The following is an 18,604-nucleotide window of genomic DNA, read 5'->3' as shown; positions in this document are numbered from 1 at the left end:
TTGGGCGCGGAGACGGTGTTGATCTGCACGATCGGCACCTTGCGGCCGGAGTTGTCGAGCTGGTCGACCATCGGGCCGAAGACCTTGGCGACGCCCTCGGAGATCTTGAGTGCACGCTGCGGATCGGTGTCGGTGACGCGGGCCTTGACCAGCACCGAGTCGGTGGTGGTGGTGGCCGTGATCCGCCTGGCCACCTGGTCTGCGTCCAGGTCGACGCCGCTGGCCTTGACCACGCGGGAGCCGAGTTCCTGGCTGCTGAGCAGCTCCACGTAGGAGGTCATGCGGCCGGTGGCGAACTGGCCGCTGGACTGGGCACTGATCCCGTCGGGCACCGGGGTGCTGACGTAGAACTGCACGTCGGCCGCATACTGCTTGGGCTGCGACTTGTAGTATGCGAAACCGAGCAGCAGCCCCACCAGCCCCGCGATGACGAGCAGCGGCAGGTACTTGCGAATGATCGCAACATAGGTGCGCAGGTCCATTGGTCCTCCTGGATCGTGATGGCGCCGGCCGGGCCACGGCCCCGCAGAAGCTCTGCGGTACCCGGCGCCCGACCCCGGGGCTGGCCCGGCCCCGAGGGCGCCAAGGACCAAGTATGCCCCCGGCATCGTCGCCCCCAGCGTGCGGCACAGTGACCTCTCAGCAGTCCGTCAGCCCTTTCCCGGGTGGAGACCCGTGCGACGCCCAGGGGCTCCCGGCAGCTGTTGCCCCCGAGCCCCTGGGCGTGGACGGTGGTGCTGGAGGGTGCAGGTCAGCCGATGTCACCGCGGAAGACCGCCACGTCGTGGCCGGGTGCCAGCGCGACCTCCACCAGGACCGGCCTGCGCTTGGCCTGGTCGATCCGGAAGGAGTAGACGCCCGTGGCCTTGCCGCCGGCCGGGATGGTGGCCGGCAGCACCTTCGTGGGGGCGCCGCTGTTCAGGTCGGCCGGCGACTGGTCGGAGCCGTAGACGTTGACCACGGCCGCGCCGGTGTCGATCGGGCTGGCGGACTGGTTGTCCACCTCGACGGTGAACTGGATGCCCGGGCCCGATCGGTCGCCGGGGATGGTGGCCTCGATCTGCGTGGCCTTCACCGAGGCCAGGCGCAGGTGCACCTTCTGGGAGACCACCGAGGTGGCATTGAGGTCCACCGCCTTCGCGCTCGTGACCGGCTTGGCCTTGACGGTGGCGTGCACGCTGCCGCCCTGGGGGGCCTTGACCGGACGGGTGACGACCGGGGTGGGCTTGACGGGGGCCTTGCTGGGCTCCTCGGAGGGCAGCGCCGTGCGCGAGGGGCTGGCGGTGCCGCTGGCCTGGGCGCTGTCCTCGGCACGCGGCTGGGCCGAGGCCTGCACGCTCGCCGACGCGCTGGCCGAGGCTTCGGCGGTGGGGTTGACCTGGATGTCGCCCTGGGAGCATCCAGCCAGGCCGCCAGCAACAAGCACTGTCGCCAGTGCCAGTCCGATGGAGCGTGGGCTGTTGGTGGGGCTCATCAGTTCTCCTTGGTGACGACGAAGTTGTCCATGGCCAGGGTGACCGGACCGTTGGTGGTGCTGCCCGAGAGATAGGCGTGGGTCCCGACCGCCCCGGGGCGCTGGAGCGCCGCGGTGGCGTCGGTGACGCTGATCTGCGCGGTGGCCGGGGGCTGCTGGCCGTCGGCCCAGAGACTGCCCGAGAGGGTGGCCGGCGAGCCACTCACCTCGAAGCGGACGTGCAGGACGCTACCGGGCCGGTAGGTGGTGCCGCTGACGGCGGCCTGCTTGAGGGTGCTGGTCACTCCCCCGCTGTTGCGGTAGACCAGCAGTTCCAGCTTGCCGTCGGGACGCCAGCGGGTGCCCAGCCCGTAGTAGCCGGTGCTGCCCTGGCGGGCCAGCAGCTGGCTGTAGAGGCCGGAGCCGGTGGGGATGCGGTCGACGGACAGGTCGGCCCCGATGGTGACATCGCTGGCCTGGACTCCGGTGAGCAGGGCCCGGGCCGATCTGCCGGCGCCCAGTTCCTGCAGCCCGGCACTGCCATCGGTGGTGAAGGCGGCAGGGGCCACCGGGTGGCTCCAGGCGCCGCCCAGGTCGGCGGTGCCCCAGCGGGTCTCGGTCTGGCCGAAGGCATCGCGGGCGATGACCGTCGCCTCCGGGGCCGGGGCCAGCGGGGCCACCACCGTGAAGCCCTGGCTGGTGGTGGCCTTGGCGCCCGCATCATCGACGACGGTGAGCCTCACCTCCTGGCTGCCGGCCTCGGTGAAGACGTGCTGCACCGTGCGGCCGGTGGCGGTGCTGCCGTCGGTGAAGGTCCACTCGTAGCTGGCGATGGAGCCGTCGGCGTCGGTGGAGCCGCTGGCATCCAGCTGCAGGGCGAGGCCGTCGACGGTGCCGGTGAAGGCGGCCGTCGGGGCCTGGTTGGCCTTCTCGGCGATGGTGACGGCCCGGGTGGTGGTCACCTTCTGCCCGCTGTCGTCGGTGACGGTCAGCGTGGCGGTGTAGCTGCCGGCATCGGGATAGGTGTGCGTCACCGTCTCGCCGGTGCCGGTGGTTCCGTCACCGAAGGCCCACTCCCAGCTGACGATGGTCCCGTCGGGATCGCTGCTGGGGCTGGCATCGAAGGCCACGCTACGGCCGTCGACGAGGGCATCGAAGGTGGCCGTCGGGGGCTGGTTGGTGGGCCCTGCGGCGGTGACCTCGACGGTGCGGCTGTTGGTGCCGCCCTTGTCGTCGGTGACCGTCAGGATGACCGGGTAGGTGCCCGGCTCGGCATAGGTGTGGGTGGCCTTCACCCCGGTGGCCATGGTGCCGTCGCCGAAGTCCCAGGCATAGGAGGCGATGGTGCCGTCGGGGTCGGTGCTGGCCGAGGCGTCGACGCTCAACGCCAGGTCGTCGACGGTGGGCGTGAAAGCTGCCGTCGGGGCGACGTTCTCGGGCGTGAGCACCACCTGGTGCGTGCTGGTGGTGCGCGCACCGTCGGCATCGGTCACCGTCAGGGTGGCGGTGTAGGTGCCGGCCTTGGCGTAGCCGTGCGCCGCCTTGGGCTCGGTGCTGGTGGTGCCGTCACCGAAGTCCCACAGGTAGGACTTGACCGGGCCCTCGGCGTCGGTCGAGCCGGTGCCGTCGAAGGTGCAGTCCAGTCCGTCACAGGTGGCCTTGATGTCGGCCACCGGCGCCTTGTTGTCGACGGTGACGCTCACCTGGCGGGTGGTGGTCGCCCTGGCGGCCTGGTCATCGGCCACCGTCAGGGTGACGGTGTGGGTGCCACCGGTCGTGAAGGTGCGGGTGGCCTTCACACCGGTGGCCCTGGTGCCGTCGCCGAAGTCCCAGGAGTGGGAGCCGACGATGCCGTCGGGATCGGTGCTGGCCGAGGCGTCGAAGGTGCAGGTCGCTCCGCTGCAGGTGACGGTGAAGCTGGGCTCCGGGTCCTGGTTGCGGGTGGCAGCCGAGGCCCGGTAGTGGGCGCGCACCTGGTCGGCGGACAGCACCTGGCCGTAGACGGCGGTCTCGTCCATGGCTCCGGCGAACCATGGCGAACCGCTCCAGGTGGAGTCGCCACCCACGCGCCAGTAGCCGGCGAAGTCCTCGGCGGTGGCGGTCGGGTTGGTGCCGACCAGCTCCCCGTCGACGAACATCTGCATGCCATTGGGGCCCATGCTGGACACCACGTGGTGCCACTTGCCGTCGTTGTAGGCCTTGGCCGAGTCGACGGTCCTGAAGCCGCCCGAGTAGACGCCGAAGTGCAGGCGGCCCTCGGGGTCCATCCAGGTGTGGCGGTCGTAGTGCGAGGACAGCCCGGTGCGCTCGTTGCCGAAGCCCACCAGCTTGCCGCCTGCGGTGCTGGTGGTACTGAACCAGGTCTCGGTGGAGAAGACCTGCGGGCCGTTGACGTGGGCATCCGCCGCGATCCCGGTGGCCGAGCCGTCCAGCAGGACGCCGGTGCCGGCGGCGCCGGTGACGGGGCTGGGGGTGCGCATCGTCGGGGTGCCGAACCAGGTGCCGTTGGTGAGGTTCTGCGAGGCATCCAGCACGACCGGGGCGCGCGTCTCGTCCAGGCGCCACAGCAACCGCGGCTCGTCGGCCACCACCGCCGAACCATAGGGGTCCTTCGGCAGCGCCGGCAGCGGCAGGCTGCGGCCGCTGGCGGTGTAGTGGCTGCGCACCTGGTCGCGGGTCAACGGCGTGGTGTAGACCGCCACCTCGTCGAGGGTGCCGGCGAAGTCATTGGTGACGCCCTCGGCGCTGGGCCAACCGCCGAGCTGGTCGCCGCCCACCCGCCAGTGGCCGAAGATGTCCTGGGTGGCCTGGGTGGTGGTGGAGTCGGCCGCCGCCAGGCGCCCGTCCACCCACAGCTGCTGGCCACCGTCCCCGACACTGGCCACCACGTGGTGGTACTTGTCGTCGTTGAAGCTGGTGGCCGAGGAGATCACCTTGGCCGAGCCATTCCACAACCCGAAGTGCAGCCGGCCGTCGGTGCCCATGTAGACGGCACGGTCGTGGTAGCGGCTGTCGGCGGTGGGCTGGTCGCCGAAGCCCACCAGCTTGCCGCCGGCGGTCGTCGCCGTCTTCATCCACAGCTCGATGGTGAACCTCTGCGGAGCATCCTGGGCGCTGGCGGTGTGGGAACGGCTCGCCGCGGTGCCGTCGAAACGGGCGGCCGAGTCGGTACCGTCGCCGATGGCCCCGGCCTGGCCGAGGGTGACCCCGGAGCCGAGCACCAGGTCATTGCCCTTACGCCAGTCGATCGAGGTCGTGGCGCCGGGGTTCTCCAGCAGGCGCCAGTAGTGCCAGGCACCGTCGGCGTCGACCGCCCGGCTGTAGTCGGTGGCCGGGATGCTGGTGCTGCCGGCGGTGACGCGCACGCGCTGGCTCTGCGCCACGTTGCCATTGGCGTCGGTGGCCGTCACCCAGTAGGAGTAGCTCTTGCCGACTGTCAGGTCGGTGTCCAGGTGGCCGAGCACGGGACGCTCGTACCAGGCCGACTCTGCCGTGGTGGTGGCGATCGGGGTGCCGGGCCGGTCGTCGCGGTAGAGCCGGTAGGTCAGCTCCAGGTCGTCACGGTCGACATTGGCCGGCCAGGCAATCTTCACGCTGGTGCCCACGACGGTGGCCGTCGGCGTCCAGTTCCACGTGTACTGCGGGCCGGACTTGCCCGGCCCGATGCCCGGGCGCGCGAAACGCACCAGACCCTGCTGCGGCTGGCCGTTGACCCTGGGGAACTCGCCACCCATCACCACATAGCCCTGGCCGGACTCGACGGTCCAGGCGGCCTGCCACATGCGCGACAGGTTCGCGGCCTCCAGCTTGGGCGCCCACTCGACGCGGCTGGGCGCCGGCTGGCCGTGGAAGTCGTGGTAGCCGGTCTGGTCGTGCCGGGTGATGGTGGTGGCCCGGTCGGTGAAGGCCTGGGTGCGCTCGAAGACCTGCGGGACCTGCTCGTTGAAGGAGCCCATGTTGGTGCAGGTGTGGTGGTGGCTCACGGAGTAGGTGGTGCCGTCCATGCTGGTGGCGTCATAGGAGTCGCCGTGGCAGTCGGCCAGCCAGCGAATGCTGCCGGTGCGCGGCTCCATGCTCATGACGCCCTCGAAGCTGCCCACCCCGCCGTACCACCAGCCGGTGGCCAGCAGGTTGGTGCCGTCGTTGACCAGGGAGTAGATGCCCGAGGTGGTGCCGTGGTTCTGCACCACCTGGGTGGCAGCCATCGGCGTCATGGTGCCGTTGACCGGGTTGATGAAGGCCAGGCCGGGGCTGGGCTGGCCGTTGACAGCATTGAAGCTGCCGCCGACGGCCACCTGGGAGCCGTCGGGGGTGAGCACCACCGACTGCACGGTGAGGTCGGCGACCGGCGTCCAGCCCGTCAGTGCGCCACCGGTGGTGGCGGCAGCCAGCCGACCGCGGGGATTGCCGTCGACCGTGGAGAAGGCGCCACCGAAGTAGACCACCTCATTGGTGGCGACGATGCCGGTGACCTCGGCATTGGCGTCGGGGTGGAAGTCGGCGTCGAGGCTGCCGTCGGAGGTGTTGAAGGCGGCGATGCGCTGGCGCGGCTGGCCGTTGACGGCGGTGAAGTTGCCGCCGATGTAGAGCTTGCTGCCGTCGGGGGAGACGGTGACGGTGCGCACGGCGCCGTTGACGACCGGGGCGAAGCCGGGGCGCAGGACGCCGGTGGCCAGGTCATAGGCCAGCAGGTTGCTGCGCGGAGTGAGCTGGGTGCCGGGGGCGGCACCGGCGGGGCGGGCATTGGCGAACTCGCCGCCGACGTAGACGGTGTTGCCGACGATCTCCTGGTCCCAGGCGATGCCGTCGATCTGTGTGGTCGGCAACGCATCGGCGGTCACGTCGGTGGCCGAGCGCGGAACGACGTTGTAGGTGGAGGTGACCGACGCACTGGCCTCGGTGGCGGGCTGCGCGAGCAGCAACAGGGTGGCTGCGGCCGAGCTGGCCGCGATCCGTAGTGCGTGGTTCACGAGGGGGGTTGGCATGTGGGCGTCTCTTCGTCTTTCTCCACGTTCGGGGGGACCCGATCAGTGATCCTGGGGGGTGGGTCGTGCCGGCCACCGGGTGGTGGCGGCAGGTCCGGCCCCACTGCGCAGCGGGACCGGACCCGGGGGTACTTCCGGTGATCGGTCGAGGATCAGGCCTTGCTGGTGACCACCAGGTCGTCGAAGGCCAGCTGGTAGGGGGCATTGGTGGCGCTGCCGGAGGCATAGCCAACAAGGCCGACGCTACCCGCCGTCTGGAGCGTGCTGTCCTGGACACTCACGGTTGCCGTGGTGGGTTCGGCCTCGGTGGGCGTCCAGGCCTTGGCGGCGACGGTCTGGCCGGTGATGTCGAGCTCGACGGTGACCACGCTGCCGGGGGTGTAGTTCTCGGCGGCGACGATCTCCTTGAGCACGGTCTCCTTGCCGGCGACCACCTTGGACACCGCCAGGTTGGCCTGCCCGGTGGACAGCAGGCGCAGCTTGGCGCGGTACTCGCCGGCAGCGGTGCGCCGGCCCGCCAGGAAGATGTTGACGCCGCCCCCGGTGGTGGTCTTGTCGATCGACACGCTGGTCTGCACGGTGACATCGGTGGCCTGCACCTCGGCCAGCGAGGCAATGGCCGTGGCGCCGGCGGCCAGGCTCATCCGCCCGGTGCCGTCGACGGTGCTGAAGGAGTTGGCACCGGCGGTGTAGCTCCAGGCTCCACCGGTGGTGGCACTGCCCCAGCGGGTCCGGATGCCGGAGAAGTCGTCGCGGGCGACGATGCCGTCGGCGGCGGGGGCGGTGGGCTGCTCGGTCGGGGCGGGCTCGGCGGGGGCGGGCTCCGCCGGGGCAGGCACCGTGACCTGGACGGTCTTGGTGATCGCCTTCGTGGCGCCCTTGTCGTCGGTGACGGTCAGGGTGACCTGGTAGCTGCCGGAGCTGGCGTAGGTGTGGCTGGCGGTCTGCCCGGTGCCAGTGCTGCCGTCGCCGAAGTCCCACTGGTGGCTGGTGATCCGGCCGTCGGAGTCGCGGCTGGCGGTGGCGTCGAAGGCGCAGGCGGCATCGGTGCAGGTGGAATCGAAGGCGGCGCTGGGTGCCGCATTGGGCATTTGCACACCCCCGGCGGCGGCGTGCAGCCGCAGCTGCTCCTCGCCCAGTGCCGTCGGGTACACGGCCACCTCGTCGATCTGGCCGCGGAACCAGCGGGAGGAGGGCTGGCTCGGCAGACCGGTGACCGTGTCGCCACCCACACGCCAGTAGCCGCGCATGGCCTGGCCGGTGGTGTGGTTGGGATTGCTGCCCACCAGCTTGCCGTCGACGTAGAGCTTCATACCGGCGCTCGACAGTGTGCTGGCGACGTGGTGCCACTGGCCGTCGTTGTAGCGGTTGGGCGAGATCACCGCGCGGCGGCCGCCCGAGTTGAGGCCCATCGCCAGCTGGCCGCTGTTGGTCATGTAGATGTGGCGGTCGTAGGCGCTGGAGTAGGTGTCGTAGGAGGTGCCCATGTTGACGATGGCGCCGCCCCTGGTCGAGGTGGTCTTGATCCAGGCCTCGGTCGTGTAGTTGTTGGGGGCCGTCTCGTAGTCATAGCTGGCCGCGCCGTAGGCGGTGCTGGCGAAGGCGGTGGAGGCATTGCCGGCGGTGATGCCGGGCTGGTTGCGCACTGCGGTGCGGTCGAGCCACAGCGGGTTGCTGCCGGCCAGGTCCTTGGCGGTGGTGCCGCTGGCTTCGTCCAGGCGCCAGTAGTGACTGGGCGCGTCGCCCATCACACGGGCCAGGTAGGCGGCCGAGGGGTCGGCCTTGCCCGCCGTGGCCGTCACGTTGTCTCCGCGGACCCGGTTGCCGTCGGCATCGGTCACCACCACCCAGTAGGTGGCGCTCTGTCCCTCGCTCAGCGAGTCGTCGCTCCACGACAGGCGCGGGGTGTCCCACCAGTAGGAGGTGGCCTTGATGGTGTCGATGGGCTGAGTCGGGTTGTCGCTGCGGTGGATGGAATAGGTCATCGGGCCGTTGTCACGGTCATAGGAGCTGTTCCAGCTCAGCAGGATGATCGATCCGGAGGGCGTCGCGGTGGTCTTCAACTCGGCGCCACCGACCACCGGGCCCTCCTTGCTGGGGGCGATGCCGGGACGCGCGAAGCGCACCAGGCCCTCCTGCGGCTTGCCGTTGGCGGTGGGGAACTCGCCGCCCATCACCACATAGCCCTGGCCCGCCTCGACGGTCCAGGAGGCCTGGTTCATGCCCGACTTGTTGCCGGGGGTGAGCTCGGGGAACCAGTTCACCTGGGTGGTGGCGGGCATGCCCCCAAAGTTGCTGTAGCCCCGCTGGCGGTTCGCGCGCACGGTGCCGCTGGGCTCGTAGGCGAAGGCGGTGGCGCGCTTGAAGACGTCGTCGCCCAGCTGTGGGAAGGAGCCGATGTTCTCGCAGTTGTGCTCATGGCTGGCGACGTAGACCGCGCCGTCCATGGCGGTGGCGTCATAGGAGTCGCCGTGACAGTCGGCCAGCCAGACGATCTCGCCGGTGTAGGGCTCCAGGCGGGCGACGCCCTCGAAGAGCCCCTCGCCGTAGTTGAAGGCGGTGGCGAAGATGCTGGTGCCGTCGCTGGTGAGGCTGTAGATGCCGGTGTTGTCGGTGCCATTGCGCACGTAGTTGTTGAAACGGAAGGAGTACAGCGTGCCGTCGGCGGCATCCAGCGAGGCGGTGCCGGGCGAGCTGGCGCCGTTGATGGTGCTGAACAGGCCGCCGGCGATGACGCGGCTGCCGTCCGGGGTGGTGGTCAGTGCGCGCACGATCCGGTTCGCGCTGGGGGCCCAGCCGAGCAGGGCGCCGGTCTTCGGGTCGAAGGCGGCCAGGCGGGTGCGGACATTGCCGTTGACCGAGCCGAAGCCGCCACCGACGTAGACCGCGGTGTCGGTGACGGTGATGGCCATCACCGAGGCATTGATGGCGGGGGCGAAGCTGGAGACGAGCTTGCCGGTGGCGGTGTCGAAGGCGGCGATGCGGTAGCGGTTCTGGCCGTTGACGCTGGTGAAGGAACCGCCGACATAGACGCGGGAGCCGTCGGGCGACTTGGCAATGGCATTGACGCGGCCATTGGTGTCGAGCGTGAAGTTCTGGTCCAGCTCTCCGGTGGCCAGGTCATAGGCCAGCAGGTTCGCACGTGGCGTCAGCTGGGTGCCGGGGGCGGCACCGGCGGGGCGGGCATTGGCGAACTCGCCACCCACGTAGACCTTGTTGCCCACGATCTCCTGGTCCCAGGCGATGCCGTCGATCTGCGTGGTCGGCAGCGCATCGGCGGTGACGCCCTTGGTGGCGTCGCGTTCCACCAGCGTGTAGTCGCTGGGTGCGGCCTGGGCCAGGGGTGCGGTGATGGTCGACAGGCCGAGCACTGCGGCCAGGGCCAGTCCGGTGACACCACTGGGTCGAGCAGACGACGAACGCAGATGAATCATTGGCACAACTTTCCCGAGAATCATGGGGCGAACCCTCGTGAGGTACGCCAGCATCCATGCACCCCCCGGTGCATGCAGCCGAACCAAGACTATGAGCGACGTGCTAGAGAATTGCGCCGATCGCAGGGGCTCTCAGCCGATGCACAGTGCGCTTGTCGCCGTCCGACGGTGACATCGTCGCCCCGATCCGCCGCAGGACAGGAAAAGGGCCCGCCCCGCGGGGCGGGGCGGGCCAATTTGGCATCCGGCGCCCTTCGGGCCCGAATGGCGCAGGTTCAGTGAAGGTTCAGTTTCGCGCGCGTCGCGGAGTGACGCCCTCGGGAGCTGCCACCAGCCGGGCCGGGGCCTTGAGCAGCACGCCCAGCGGGGTGCTGCGCAGCAGCGCGGCGATGGCCAGCGCCAGCGGCACGAAGACCAGCATCATCACCGGGGGCAGCACCCAGTTGGCCACTGCCTGGTGGGCCCGCAGCGTCGGCATCACCCCGCTCAGGGTCACGCCCGCGCCGAAGACCGAGAGCAGGAAGATGTGGAAGATGTAGATCGGCAGCGTGTCGCGCCCGATGCGCTGCAGCAGGCGCCCCACACGGCCGTCCATCGGGGCCAGGGCCAGCACCTGCCCGGCCGTGGCCAGTGACAGCACCGACAGCGGCAGCATGTGCCAGCTGATCTCGCCCAGTGCGCCCATCGTCAGGGCAACCCAGAAGATCGCCACGTAGGCGAGGGCCCCGATCGCACACCAGGCCCAGCGGGCCCGCTCCATCAGCCGCGTCCACAGCGGCACCAGCACCACTCCGCCGAAGAACCACAGGTAGTTGGCCAGCACCGAGGACGCCTTCACGGCATCCAGCGGGGCCTCGACCCACCCGAGCGTGTGCTGGCGCACCAGGGGTGCCAGCACCGAGAGCACCGCCAGCGGCAGCAGCAGCCAGACCGAGCGGTCACCGAGGAGCTTCAGCAGGGCATGGGTGAGCAGGAAGTAGAAGGCCAGGCACCACAGGTACCAGAAGCTGGTCGGCAGCAGCAGCGCGAGCAGGAACTGGTCCGCTCGCGGCAGGTCGTGGCCGCCGCGCGCCTGCGGCAGCAGCAGCCGCGAGACGAACAGCGCGGTCCACACCGCGTACAGGTAGTACATGCCGACGGTGCGTGCCTTCGTCGCCGCCAGGGGCCGACGCACGGCCCGGGTGGCGAAGAAGCCCGAGATGAAGAAGAACAGCGGCATCCGCAGCGGCGTCAGGAACAGTCCCAGCCGGAACCAGGGCCCCTGCACCCCCTTGTTCATCTCCTCGGTCACCCACAGCGAGCTGTGCCACAGCACGACGATGACCATGCACAGTCCCCTGGCCACGTCGGGCCAGGCCATGCGGGGCTTGCGGGCCGGGGCGGCCGGCGCGGACGTGACCGACAACCCGCTCATGCATTGCTGCGCCCGAGCACCGCGCGCTCCACCTCGGCGACGATGGCTGCCCGGTAGACCTCGGGGCCGTAGCGACGCATCGCACTGGCCCTGTCGGCCACCACCTGCTCGCACACCAGGGCCCAGTCCTCGACCAGGCTGGCCACACCGTCGGCGATCGCCGACGGGCTGCCTGCCTCGACGCGACGGACCGCCTCGAAGCCGCTGGAGGCCTCGCGCAGGCCTGAGGTGTCGCTGACCACCAGCGCACGTCCGGCCAGGATCGCCTCGACGGCGGTGTTGCCGAAGGGCTCGTCGGCCACCGAGGGCACCAGCACGATGTCGTGCTCGGCCATGGTGGGCCACACCGTGGGACGGAAGCCCAGGAAGTCGACCCGGTCGGCCAGACCGAGGCGCTCGACCTGCTCGTGCAACTCCTCCTCGAACCACTCGTAGCCGGGGAAGACCGCGCCCAGAAGGCCCAGGCGGGCGTCGATCCCGCGACGGGTCAGCTCGGCCAGGGCGTCGACGGCCACGTCGGGGCCCTTGCGCGGCGACAGGCGGCCGATGAACAGCAGGTTGACCGGCACGGGTTCTGCCCGCAGCGGCTCCACCTCGGCGGGCCCGGGCACGCCGTTGTAGACCACCGTCGAGCGGCGGCCCAGCGACGGGTAGGCGCTGGTGAGCACCTGCTCGGCGAAGGTGGAGTTGAGCACCAGGTGGTGGGCCAGGAAGAGCGGCGCGTAGAGCACCCGCTTGACCAGCATCGAGGCCGAGCCCTCGGCCTCGTGGACGTGCACGACCACGGAGCGGCCGGCCAGGCGACCCACCAGGCCCCACATCGGGATGGTGACGGTGTTGACCAGCACGGCATCGGCCTCGACGCGCCGCACCAGGGCGAGCTGCTGCGGCAGGGTGCGCAGGGCGCAGCCCACCAGTTCGACGAATCCGCGCGGCTTGAGTGCGCTCTTGCGCAGCACCGGCATCTCGACGAAGACCACCTCGGCACCGCGGGCCGTCAGCTCGGGCACCAGCGGGCCGTCGCCGGGCAGGGCGACGGTGACGCGGGAGCCGGACTCGACCAGGCCGGAGACGGTCTCGAGCATGACGCGGTCGGAGCCGTAGAGGTCGGGCGAGGGGTGCGCCACCAGGACGCTGTCCACGCCCTGGCCGGCGGCCTGGCAGCTGGCACGTCGCGGAGCGGCCGGTGCCGTGGTCGCGTCGCGTCCGGGGCCGGTCACCAGGGCCTTGAGCGCCAGGCCCAGGCCGGCGGCCGAGCCCTTCGCGGTGGCCACCAGCGGGCTGCGGGAGTGCAGCAGCTGTCGCTTGCCGCCGCGCATCAGGATCTCCCAGCTCTCGGCCGGGGTGCGCACGATCCAGCGCGCCAGGTCGGCGCGGCCGAGGTGGCGGCTGGCGAAGAGCAGCCGGTTGCGGGCATTCCAGTAGTAGTAGGTGTCGGACAGGGCACGGCTGTCGGTGCGCTCCTGGGTGCCGCCCTCGTCGTGCACGGCCACCAGGTCCTGGCGCAGCACCAGGTGCAGGCCCGCCTCGGCGGCGCGACGGGTGAGGTCGACGTCCTCCCAGTACAGGAAGTAGCCCTCGCTGAAGCCGCCGATGCGCTCCCAGGCGCTCAGGTGGATGGCCAGGCAGGCAGCAGTGAGCCACGGCTTCCAGCGGCCCTCGGCGTCCTCGGTGCCGTCGTCGGGCCAGCCGCCCTTGAGGTGTCCGGTGGTGTAGTCCAGGCGGGAACCGCGGAAGTAGTGGCGGCCGTCGGAGCGGTTCATCCGCGGGCAGACCAGGGCGGCGGGGTCGGCCTCGACGCTGCGGTGCAGCTCCTGCAGCACCGGGATGGTGACCACGGCGTCGGGGTTGAGCAGCACGACGCTGGTGCAGCCCAGCTCGCGGGCCCGTGTGACGCCCAGGTTCACGCCGTCGCCGAAGCCGACATTGGTGGGGCTGGCCACCAGCTCCCAGCCGCGGTCGGCGGCCAGCTCGCGCACGGCCTGCTGCTCGGCGTCGCTGGAGAAGTTGTCGACGACGACCACGCTGATGCCGTGCTCGCCGAGCGAGGGGTCGAGGTTGCGCTCCAGCAGGGCATGCGAGGCGTAGTTCACCAGCACGACGGCCAGGTGGCCGGTGCTGGGCTTCGTGTGGGTGTGCATGTCAACGGCTCCAGCGGCTCGGGTGGCGGCGGCCACTGGGTCGCTTGTTCGGGTAGTTGCGCTCGGCGAGGTCGCGGCACAGCGTCTCGTAGTCGCGGGCCACCTGGTCCCAGTCGTAGCGGTGCATCGAGGCCTGCAGCTCCAGTCCTCGCTGGCGGGTGCGCTCGGGCTCGCCCTCCACCTGCTCCAGGATCGTGGCCAGCTGCTCGGGGGTGGAGAAGTACTCGCCGGTGCCGAGCACCACCTCGCGGTTGAAGTCGACGTCCCAAGCGACGGTGAAGGCACCGGCACCGCCGGCGCGCAGCAGCGACGGGTTGGTGCCGCCCACCGAGTGGCCGTGCAGGTAGGTCAGGGAGTGGGCGTAGAGCTGGTCCAGCTGGTCCTGGTCCCACAGGCCGCCGAGCAGCTTGACCCGCTCGTCGGCGGCAGCGGTGATCCGTGCGGTGTACTCGTCGGAGTAGGGGGCCGAGCCGACCACCACCAGCGGGTGCTTCGCCTTGCTGGCCACATAGCCCTGGACGATCTCGAGGATGTGGTTCTCGGGCTCGAAGCGGGCCACTGCCAAATGGAACTGCTGCGGTTCCAGGCCCAGCGGCTCGAGCTTGGCGGTGGGCAGGTCGTGCAGGATCGGCGCACCGTAGGCGATCAGGCGCGTGGGCGCGTGGAATTCCTCGGTGTAGTAGTCGGCGATGCCCTGGGCGTCGGCGATCAGGGCATCGCTCCAGCGCACCGCCAGCTGCTCGCTGAAGCGGTAGTACTGCTGGCCGGTGCCCGACCACTTGCCGCGGCGCCACTCCAGGCCGTCGACGTGCGTGGCGACGGGGATGCGACGCGCCCGGATGACGGGCAGGAAGGGGGCATTGGCGGCATTGAAGACGATCGCCGCGTCGACGCCCTTGAGGTGGGAGTCGACCACGCTCAGCGCGGTGTGCGACAGGGTCTCCAGGGAGCGCTTCTGCAGCGCGGGCAGGTGCACCAGATGCATGCCCTTGTGGGCCTCGAGCTGCTCGACGCCCTCGGGGGTGCGGCAGAAGACGGTGATGTGGTGCCCGGCATCGGCCAGTCGGGCACCGATCTCCTCGATGGCGGTCTCGAAACCCCCGTAGCGGGCGGGGACGCCGCGGGTTCCGACGAGTGCGATGCGCATTTCTTGGGGCCTTTCGTGGGTCAGCGATCGGCGATGATCGCGCGCAGGGCGGTGCTGGAGGTGTGTGCGGTGTAGGGGAAGTAGTGGACGCGCACGCCCACACTGGCCATGTCCTTCTCGAGCTTGTCGCCCTTCGGGGTGCCCAGCCAGTCGTCGCCCTTGAACAGGACGTCGAAGGGGTGCCGGTGCCAGACCTCGACCTTGCTGCCCTCGTCGATGACGACCTCGTCGACGATGCCAATGGCCTGGAGGATCTCGATGCGTTCGCTGAGCGTGACGATCGGGCGCTTGCCCTTGGTGCGCTCCAGCGCCTCGTCGGAGACGCAGCCGACGATCAGATGGTCACAGTGCGGCCGGGAGCGGCGCAGGATGTTGAGATGACCGATGTGGAACATGTCCCAGGCGCCGGGTACGTAGCCGATGACACCCTTGGTGGGGTCCACCAGGTGCTGCGGCACGACGGCGTCGGGGATGCGTCCCACCTCGGGGACGATCGGGTTGACCGGCTTGCTCATCGCAGGCCCGCTTGGCGGTCGGCGCGGGCGCGCGCGTCGAGGGCGTTGATCCGCTGGCCCCAGCGCACCAGCACCATCACGGTGTAGAGCGTGGTGCACACGAACATGAAGGTGTAGAGCACCTTGAAGCCCAGCGGCCAGGCGATCAGGAAGAAGCTCAGCGCCAGCAGGCCGAAGTCGGTGGGCACCTTGGCCAGCGACATGACGGTGGAGCCCTTGCCCTTGGGGGGCAGCTTCTCGCCGCGGCCGGCGTGGTGCACGCGGGTCAGCAGGTCGGTGAGCAGCATGCCGAAGAAGTGGATGGTGTAGACCGCGCCGAAGGCCAACGGCACCAGCAGCCACTCGTGCGAGTGGTAGTGGCGGAAGGCCATCACGAGCACGGCCAGGTGCAGGGTGGCGATCTTGAAGGAGTCGATGGTGTGGTCCAGCCACTCCCCCAGCAGGCTGCCGCCGCCGCGCAGGCGGGCGAGCTGGCCGTCGGCGGCGTCCAGGCCGTAGCCGACCACCAGGCACAGGCCCACGGCGATGGCGACGGGCCAGGTGGGGGCACAGAAGAAGAGCAGGCCGACCCCGGTGAAGGTGAACAGGGCGCTGACGGCCGTCACCTGGTTGGGGTCCATGTTGAGCTGGTGGGCCAGGGCGGCGAAGACACGGCCCATCGGCCGGTTCACCAGCACCGAGTAGAGCGGGGCGCCGGTATTGCTCTTCTGGGCCTGCTTGAGCTGGCGTAGGGAATTGCCGAAACTCTTGTCACTCATGCCGAGAGGTCCTCGTCGTTGGAGCGGCTGGTGGTGTGGGCCTGGTGGTTCAGGGCCTGGTGGTTCAGGGCATTGCGCAGCTGGCTGCTGGCGGAGCGTCGGGTGGGAGTGAGCACCACATCGACCTTCCCGACCAGGGCCTGCTCGTCACTGTAGAGGGTGGCGTCCGGTCCACCACGGCGGGGCAGCTGGTCCTCCTGCTGGCACAGGACCACCTCGTCGGTGGAGCGCAGTGCCGACACCAGCCCGTGCCGCTCGTCCTCGGGGATCACTGGAGCGCGGCCGTGCAGTCGCTCGGCGTAGTCGTCGCCGAGCACCACGACGGTCACCTCGTCGCAGGCCTGCTGGACCTGGTCGAGCAGGTCCAGGTCGGCGACATTGACCATGTCGAAGGTGGAGATCACATATCCCTTGCGCACTGCTGAATTCCCCCGTTGTCGTGAAGCACCTGCCGGCTCCCACTGTGAGCCAGCCCATCGACGATAGCCCCCCTCAAGGGTGCGCGTCGCCCCGGCTTCAGCTGGGTCCAAGGTTGGCGATTCCTTCAATGCAAGCAATCGCCAGCAGATCACCAGAAATCGCGAGTTCCTGAGGTATCCTTGGGAAAGACTCAGCGAATTCACAACCTGATGAGATCGCGGGCCCTTCCACCCCACACGAAAGTGACCATCCATGACGGCTGTACGCCTGACCCGGGGCGCCCTCGGCGCTGCCCTCGCCACCACGGTGGCACTACCCACCATGTACTGCCTCCCCCAGACCGCACACGCGACGGGCACCACCCTGGCCAGCGACTCCTTCGACCGCACCACCAGCGGCCTGGGCTCCGGCAGCACCGGGGCATGGAATGTCGTGAAGGGTCCGGAGACGGTGCGCGTGGCCGACGGCCAGGCCACCTTCGCCGGCCAGCCCGGCCAGGTGCTCGACGCCAGCCTGCCTGCCCCCGGCTCCGCGGACGTCGTGGTGGAGCAGACCATCACCGTGCCGCAGCTGGGCAAGGACGACAGCACCATGGTGGCGCTGACCGCCCGTGAGGAGGTCGGCACCAACCGCAGCTACCGGATGTGGTTCCGCATCCACGGCAATGGCCGCATCGGACTCAGCGCCGACCGCACCGGCGGCGGCGACACTGCCATCGCCGGCAGCGCCGTGGTCAATGACCTGGCCCGCCCCGGCGCCACCCTGCGCCTGCGCATGGTGGTCAGCGGCAGCAACCCGGTGCGCATCCAGGGCACCGTCTGGGCCGACGGCACCGAGCAGCCCGGCTCGCAGGTGACCTCCGTGGACAGCTCGGAGCGTCGCATCACCACCGCAGGCCAGGCCGGCATGGCCGTCGTTGCCGCCGCCGGCACCGTTCCCGTGCAGGTGAAGCAGTTCACCGCCACCTCGCTGGAGCGCATCGACGTGCCCGACAGCACCGGCGTGCCCGCCCCGGCACCCACCGCCACCACCAGCCCCAAGCCCACGCCCACCGCCACCGCGACGGCCACGAAGAGTCCCGCCCCGGCACCGGCACCCGCACCCACCGTCGCGGCCACCGGCTCGCGCGGCTCGGTGCCGGTCGGCCAGGCCAGCTACCCCAACCCGGCCGGCGCCATCTTCGTCGCCACCAACGGCAATGACTCCAATCCCGGCACCCAGGCCGCCCCGAAGCGCAACATCCAGGCCGCCGTCGTCGCGGCCCCGGCCGGCGGCACCGTCGTGATCCGTGGCGGCGTCTACAACCAGCCCGAGGTGGAGATCTACAAGAAGGTCACCATCCAGAACCAGGCCGGCGAGGCCGTCTGGCTCGACGGCTCGATCCCGGTCACCGGCTGGAGCCAGTCCGGCACCACCTGGCGCGCCCCGTGGACCACCTTCTGGGACCACTCCGCCTCGCACACCAAGGGCCGCAACGACGCCTCCTTCATCGACCCGGCCAACCCGCTGGCCGCCTGGCCCGACCAGGTCTTCCTGGACGGCAAGCAGCTCAAGCAGGTCTCGCTGGGCTCGGGCGTCAAGGAGGGCCAGTTCGCCGTCGACCCCGGCAACAAGCAGCTGGTGATCGGCTCCAACCCCTCGGGCCACGAGCTGCGCGCCAGCAACCGCGACCGCCAGTTCACCATCGGCTCGCCCGACGTCACCCTGCGTGGCTTCGGCATCCGTCGCCACGCCAATGCCATCTGGCGCCTGGGCGTGGTCTTCAACGCCCGTGAGCGCGTCAAGGTGGAGAACGTCACCATCGAGGACGTCGCCGGCGTCGGCATCACGATGACCTCGGACGGCAAGAACGGCTCGGGCCACATCGACCACGTGACCATCCGTCGCACCGGCCTGGCCGGCATCGGCGGCAACATGTTCGACAACGGCAAGGTGACCAACTCGGTCATCACCCAGAACAACACCCAGGGCTTCAACGCCTTGCCGGCCTCGGCCGGCATCAAGGTGGTCTCCTCGCGCAATGTGCTGTTCGACAACAACGACATCTCCGAGAACTACCGCAGCACCGGCATCTGGACCGACGAGTCCTGCGTGGGCATCACCGTCACCCGCAACCGGATCGTCAACTCCGACCAGTCCGGCTGGGCCGGCGTGCTGCTCGAGCTGAGCAGCTCGGGCGTCGTCGCCGACAACGTCGTCTCGGGCACCCGTCGCGGCATCGCCCTGTTCGACGCGGAGAAGGTGCGCGTGGTGAACAACACCATCTGGAACTCCGAGATCGGTGACGTCACGGTCGGACAGGACGCACGCCGCCAGCACATCGACCAGGGGCTGGGC

General features: G+C 70.1%; 11 protein-coding genes. 1 reads left to right on the top strand and 10 read right to left on the bottom strand.

Features of this window, described 5'->3' with window-relative positions; translation table 11 throughout:
• The 10 genes from ACHFFZ_RS00625 to ACHFFZ_RS00580 all read right to left on the bottom strand — a co-directional run.
• On the bottom strand, positions 1-482 hold a 482-nt coding region (locus ACHFFZ_RS00625), incomplete at its 3' end, for a YveK family protein (protein ID WP_394274729.1).
• 269 nt (positions 483-751) lie between these two features.
• Entirely contained in the window at positions 752-1,474 is a 723-nt protein-coding gene (locus tag ACHFFZ_RS00620; protein ID WP_394274728.1) for a hypothetical protein, read from the bottom strand.
• Positions 1,474-6,438: a PKD domain-containing protein gene (locus tag ACHFFZ_RS00615; protein ID WP_394274727.1), complete on the bottom strand. Its 4,965-nt coding sequence runs from the start codon at positions 6,436-6,438 to the stop codon at positions 1,474-1,476. The genes ACHFFZ_RS00620 and ACHFFZ_RS00615 overlap by 1 nt, the downstream gene beginning before the upstream one ends.
• Positions 6,439-6,590: 152 nt before the next feature.
• Positions 6,591-9,872: a PKD domain-containing protein gene (locus ACHFFZ_RS00610; protein WP_394274726.1), complete on the bottom strand. Its 3,282-nt coding sequence runs from the start codon at positions 9,870-9,872 to the stop codon at positions 6,591-6,593.
• Positions 9,873-10,158: 286 nt separating this feature from the next.
• On the bottom strand, positions 10,159-11,286 hold the full coding sequence (locus tag ACHFFZ_RS00605; protein ID WP_394274725.1) for an acyltransferase family protein: 1,128 nt from the start codon (positions 11,284-11,286) through the stop codon (positions 10,159-10,161).
• Entirely contained in the window at positions 11,283-13,427 is a 2,145-nt protein-coding gene (locus ACHFFZ_RS00600; protein ID WP_394274724.1) for a glycosyltransferase, read from the bottom strand. The genes ACHFFZ_RS00605 and ACHFFZ_RS00600 overlap by 4 nt, the downstream gene beginning before the upstream one ends.
• Position 13,428: 1 nt before the next feature.
• Positions 13,429-14,574: a DUF1972 domain-containing protein gene (locus ACHFFZ_RS00595; RefSeq protein WP_394274723.1), complete on the bottom strand. Its 1,146-nt coding sequence runs from the start codon at positions 14,572-14,574 to the stop codon at positions 13,429-13,431.
• Between the two features lie 20 nt (positions 14,575-14,594).
• Complete coding sequence (locus ACHFFZ_RS00590; protein ID WP_394274722.1) at positions 14,595-15,089, bottom strand: adenylyltransferase/cytidyltransferase family protein; 495 nt, start codon at positions 15,087-15,089, stop codon at positions 14,595-14,597.
• Positions 15,086-15,847 carry a CDP-alcohol phosphatidyltransferase family protein gene (locus ACHFFZ_RS00585; RefSeq protein ID WP_394274721.1) on the bottom strand — a complete coding sequence of 254 codons (762 nt, stop codon included), beginning with the start codon at positions 15,845-15,847 and terminating at the stop codon, positions 15,086-15,088. The genes ACHFFZ_RS00590 and ACHFFZ_RS00585 overlap by 4 nt, the downstream gene beginning before the upstream one ends.
• Positions 15,844-16,251: a hypothetical protein gene (locus ACHFFZ_RS00580; protein WP_394274720.1), complete on the bottom strand. Its 408-nt coding sequence runs from the start codon at positions 16,249-16,251 to the stop codon at positions 15,844-15,846. Before ACHFFZ_RS00580 ends, ACHFFZ_RS00585 begins: the two co-directional genes overlap by 4 nt.
• A 268-nt stretch (positions 16,252-16,519) precedes the next feature.
• Between ACHFFZ_RS00580 and ACHFFZ_RS00575 the strand changes: the two genes are divergently transcribed.
• Positions 16,520-18,604: right-handed parallel beta-helix repeat-containing protein (locus ACHFFZ_RS00575; RefSeq protein WP_394274719.1), on the top strand; the 2,085-nt coding region annotated here is incomplete at its 3' end.

Source organism: Luteococcus sp. (genome assembly GCF_043424415.1).
Classification (GTDB): Bacteria; Actinomycetota; Actinomycetes; order Propionibacteriales; family Propionibacteriaceae; genus Luteococcus.
The sequence above is the reverse complement of the archived record's forward strand: the minus strand, read 5'-3'. Positions and strand labels throughout refer to the sequence as shown.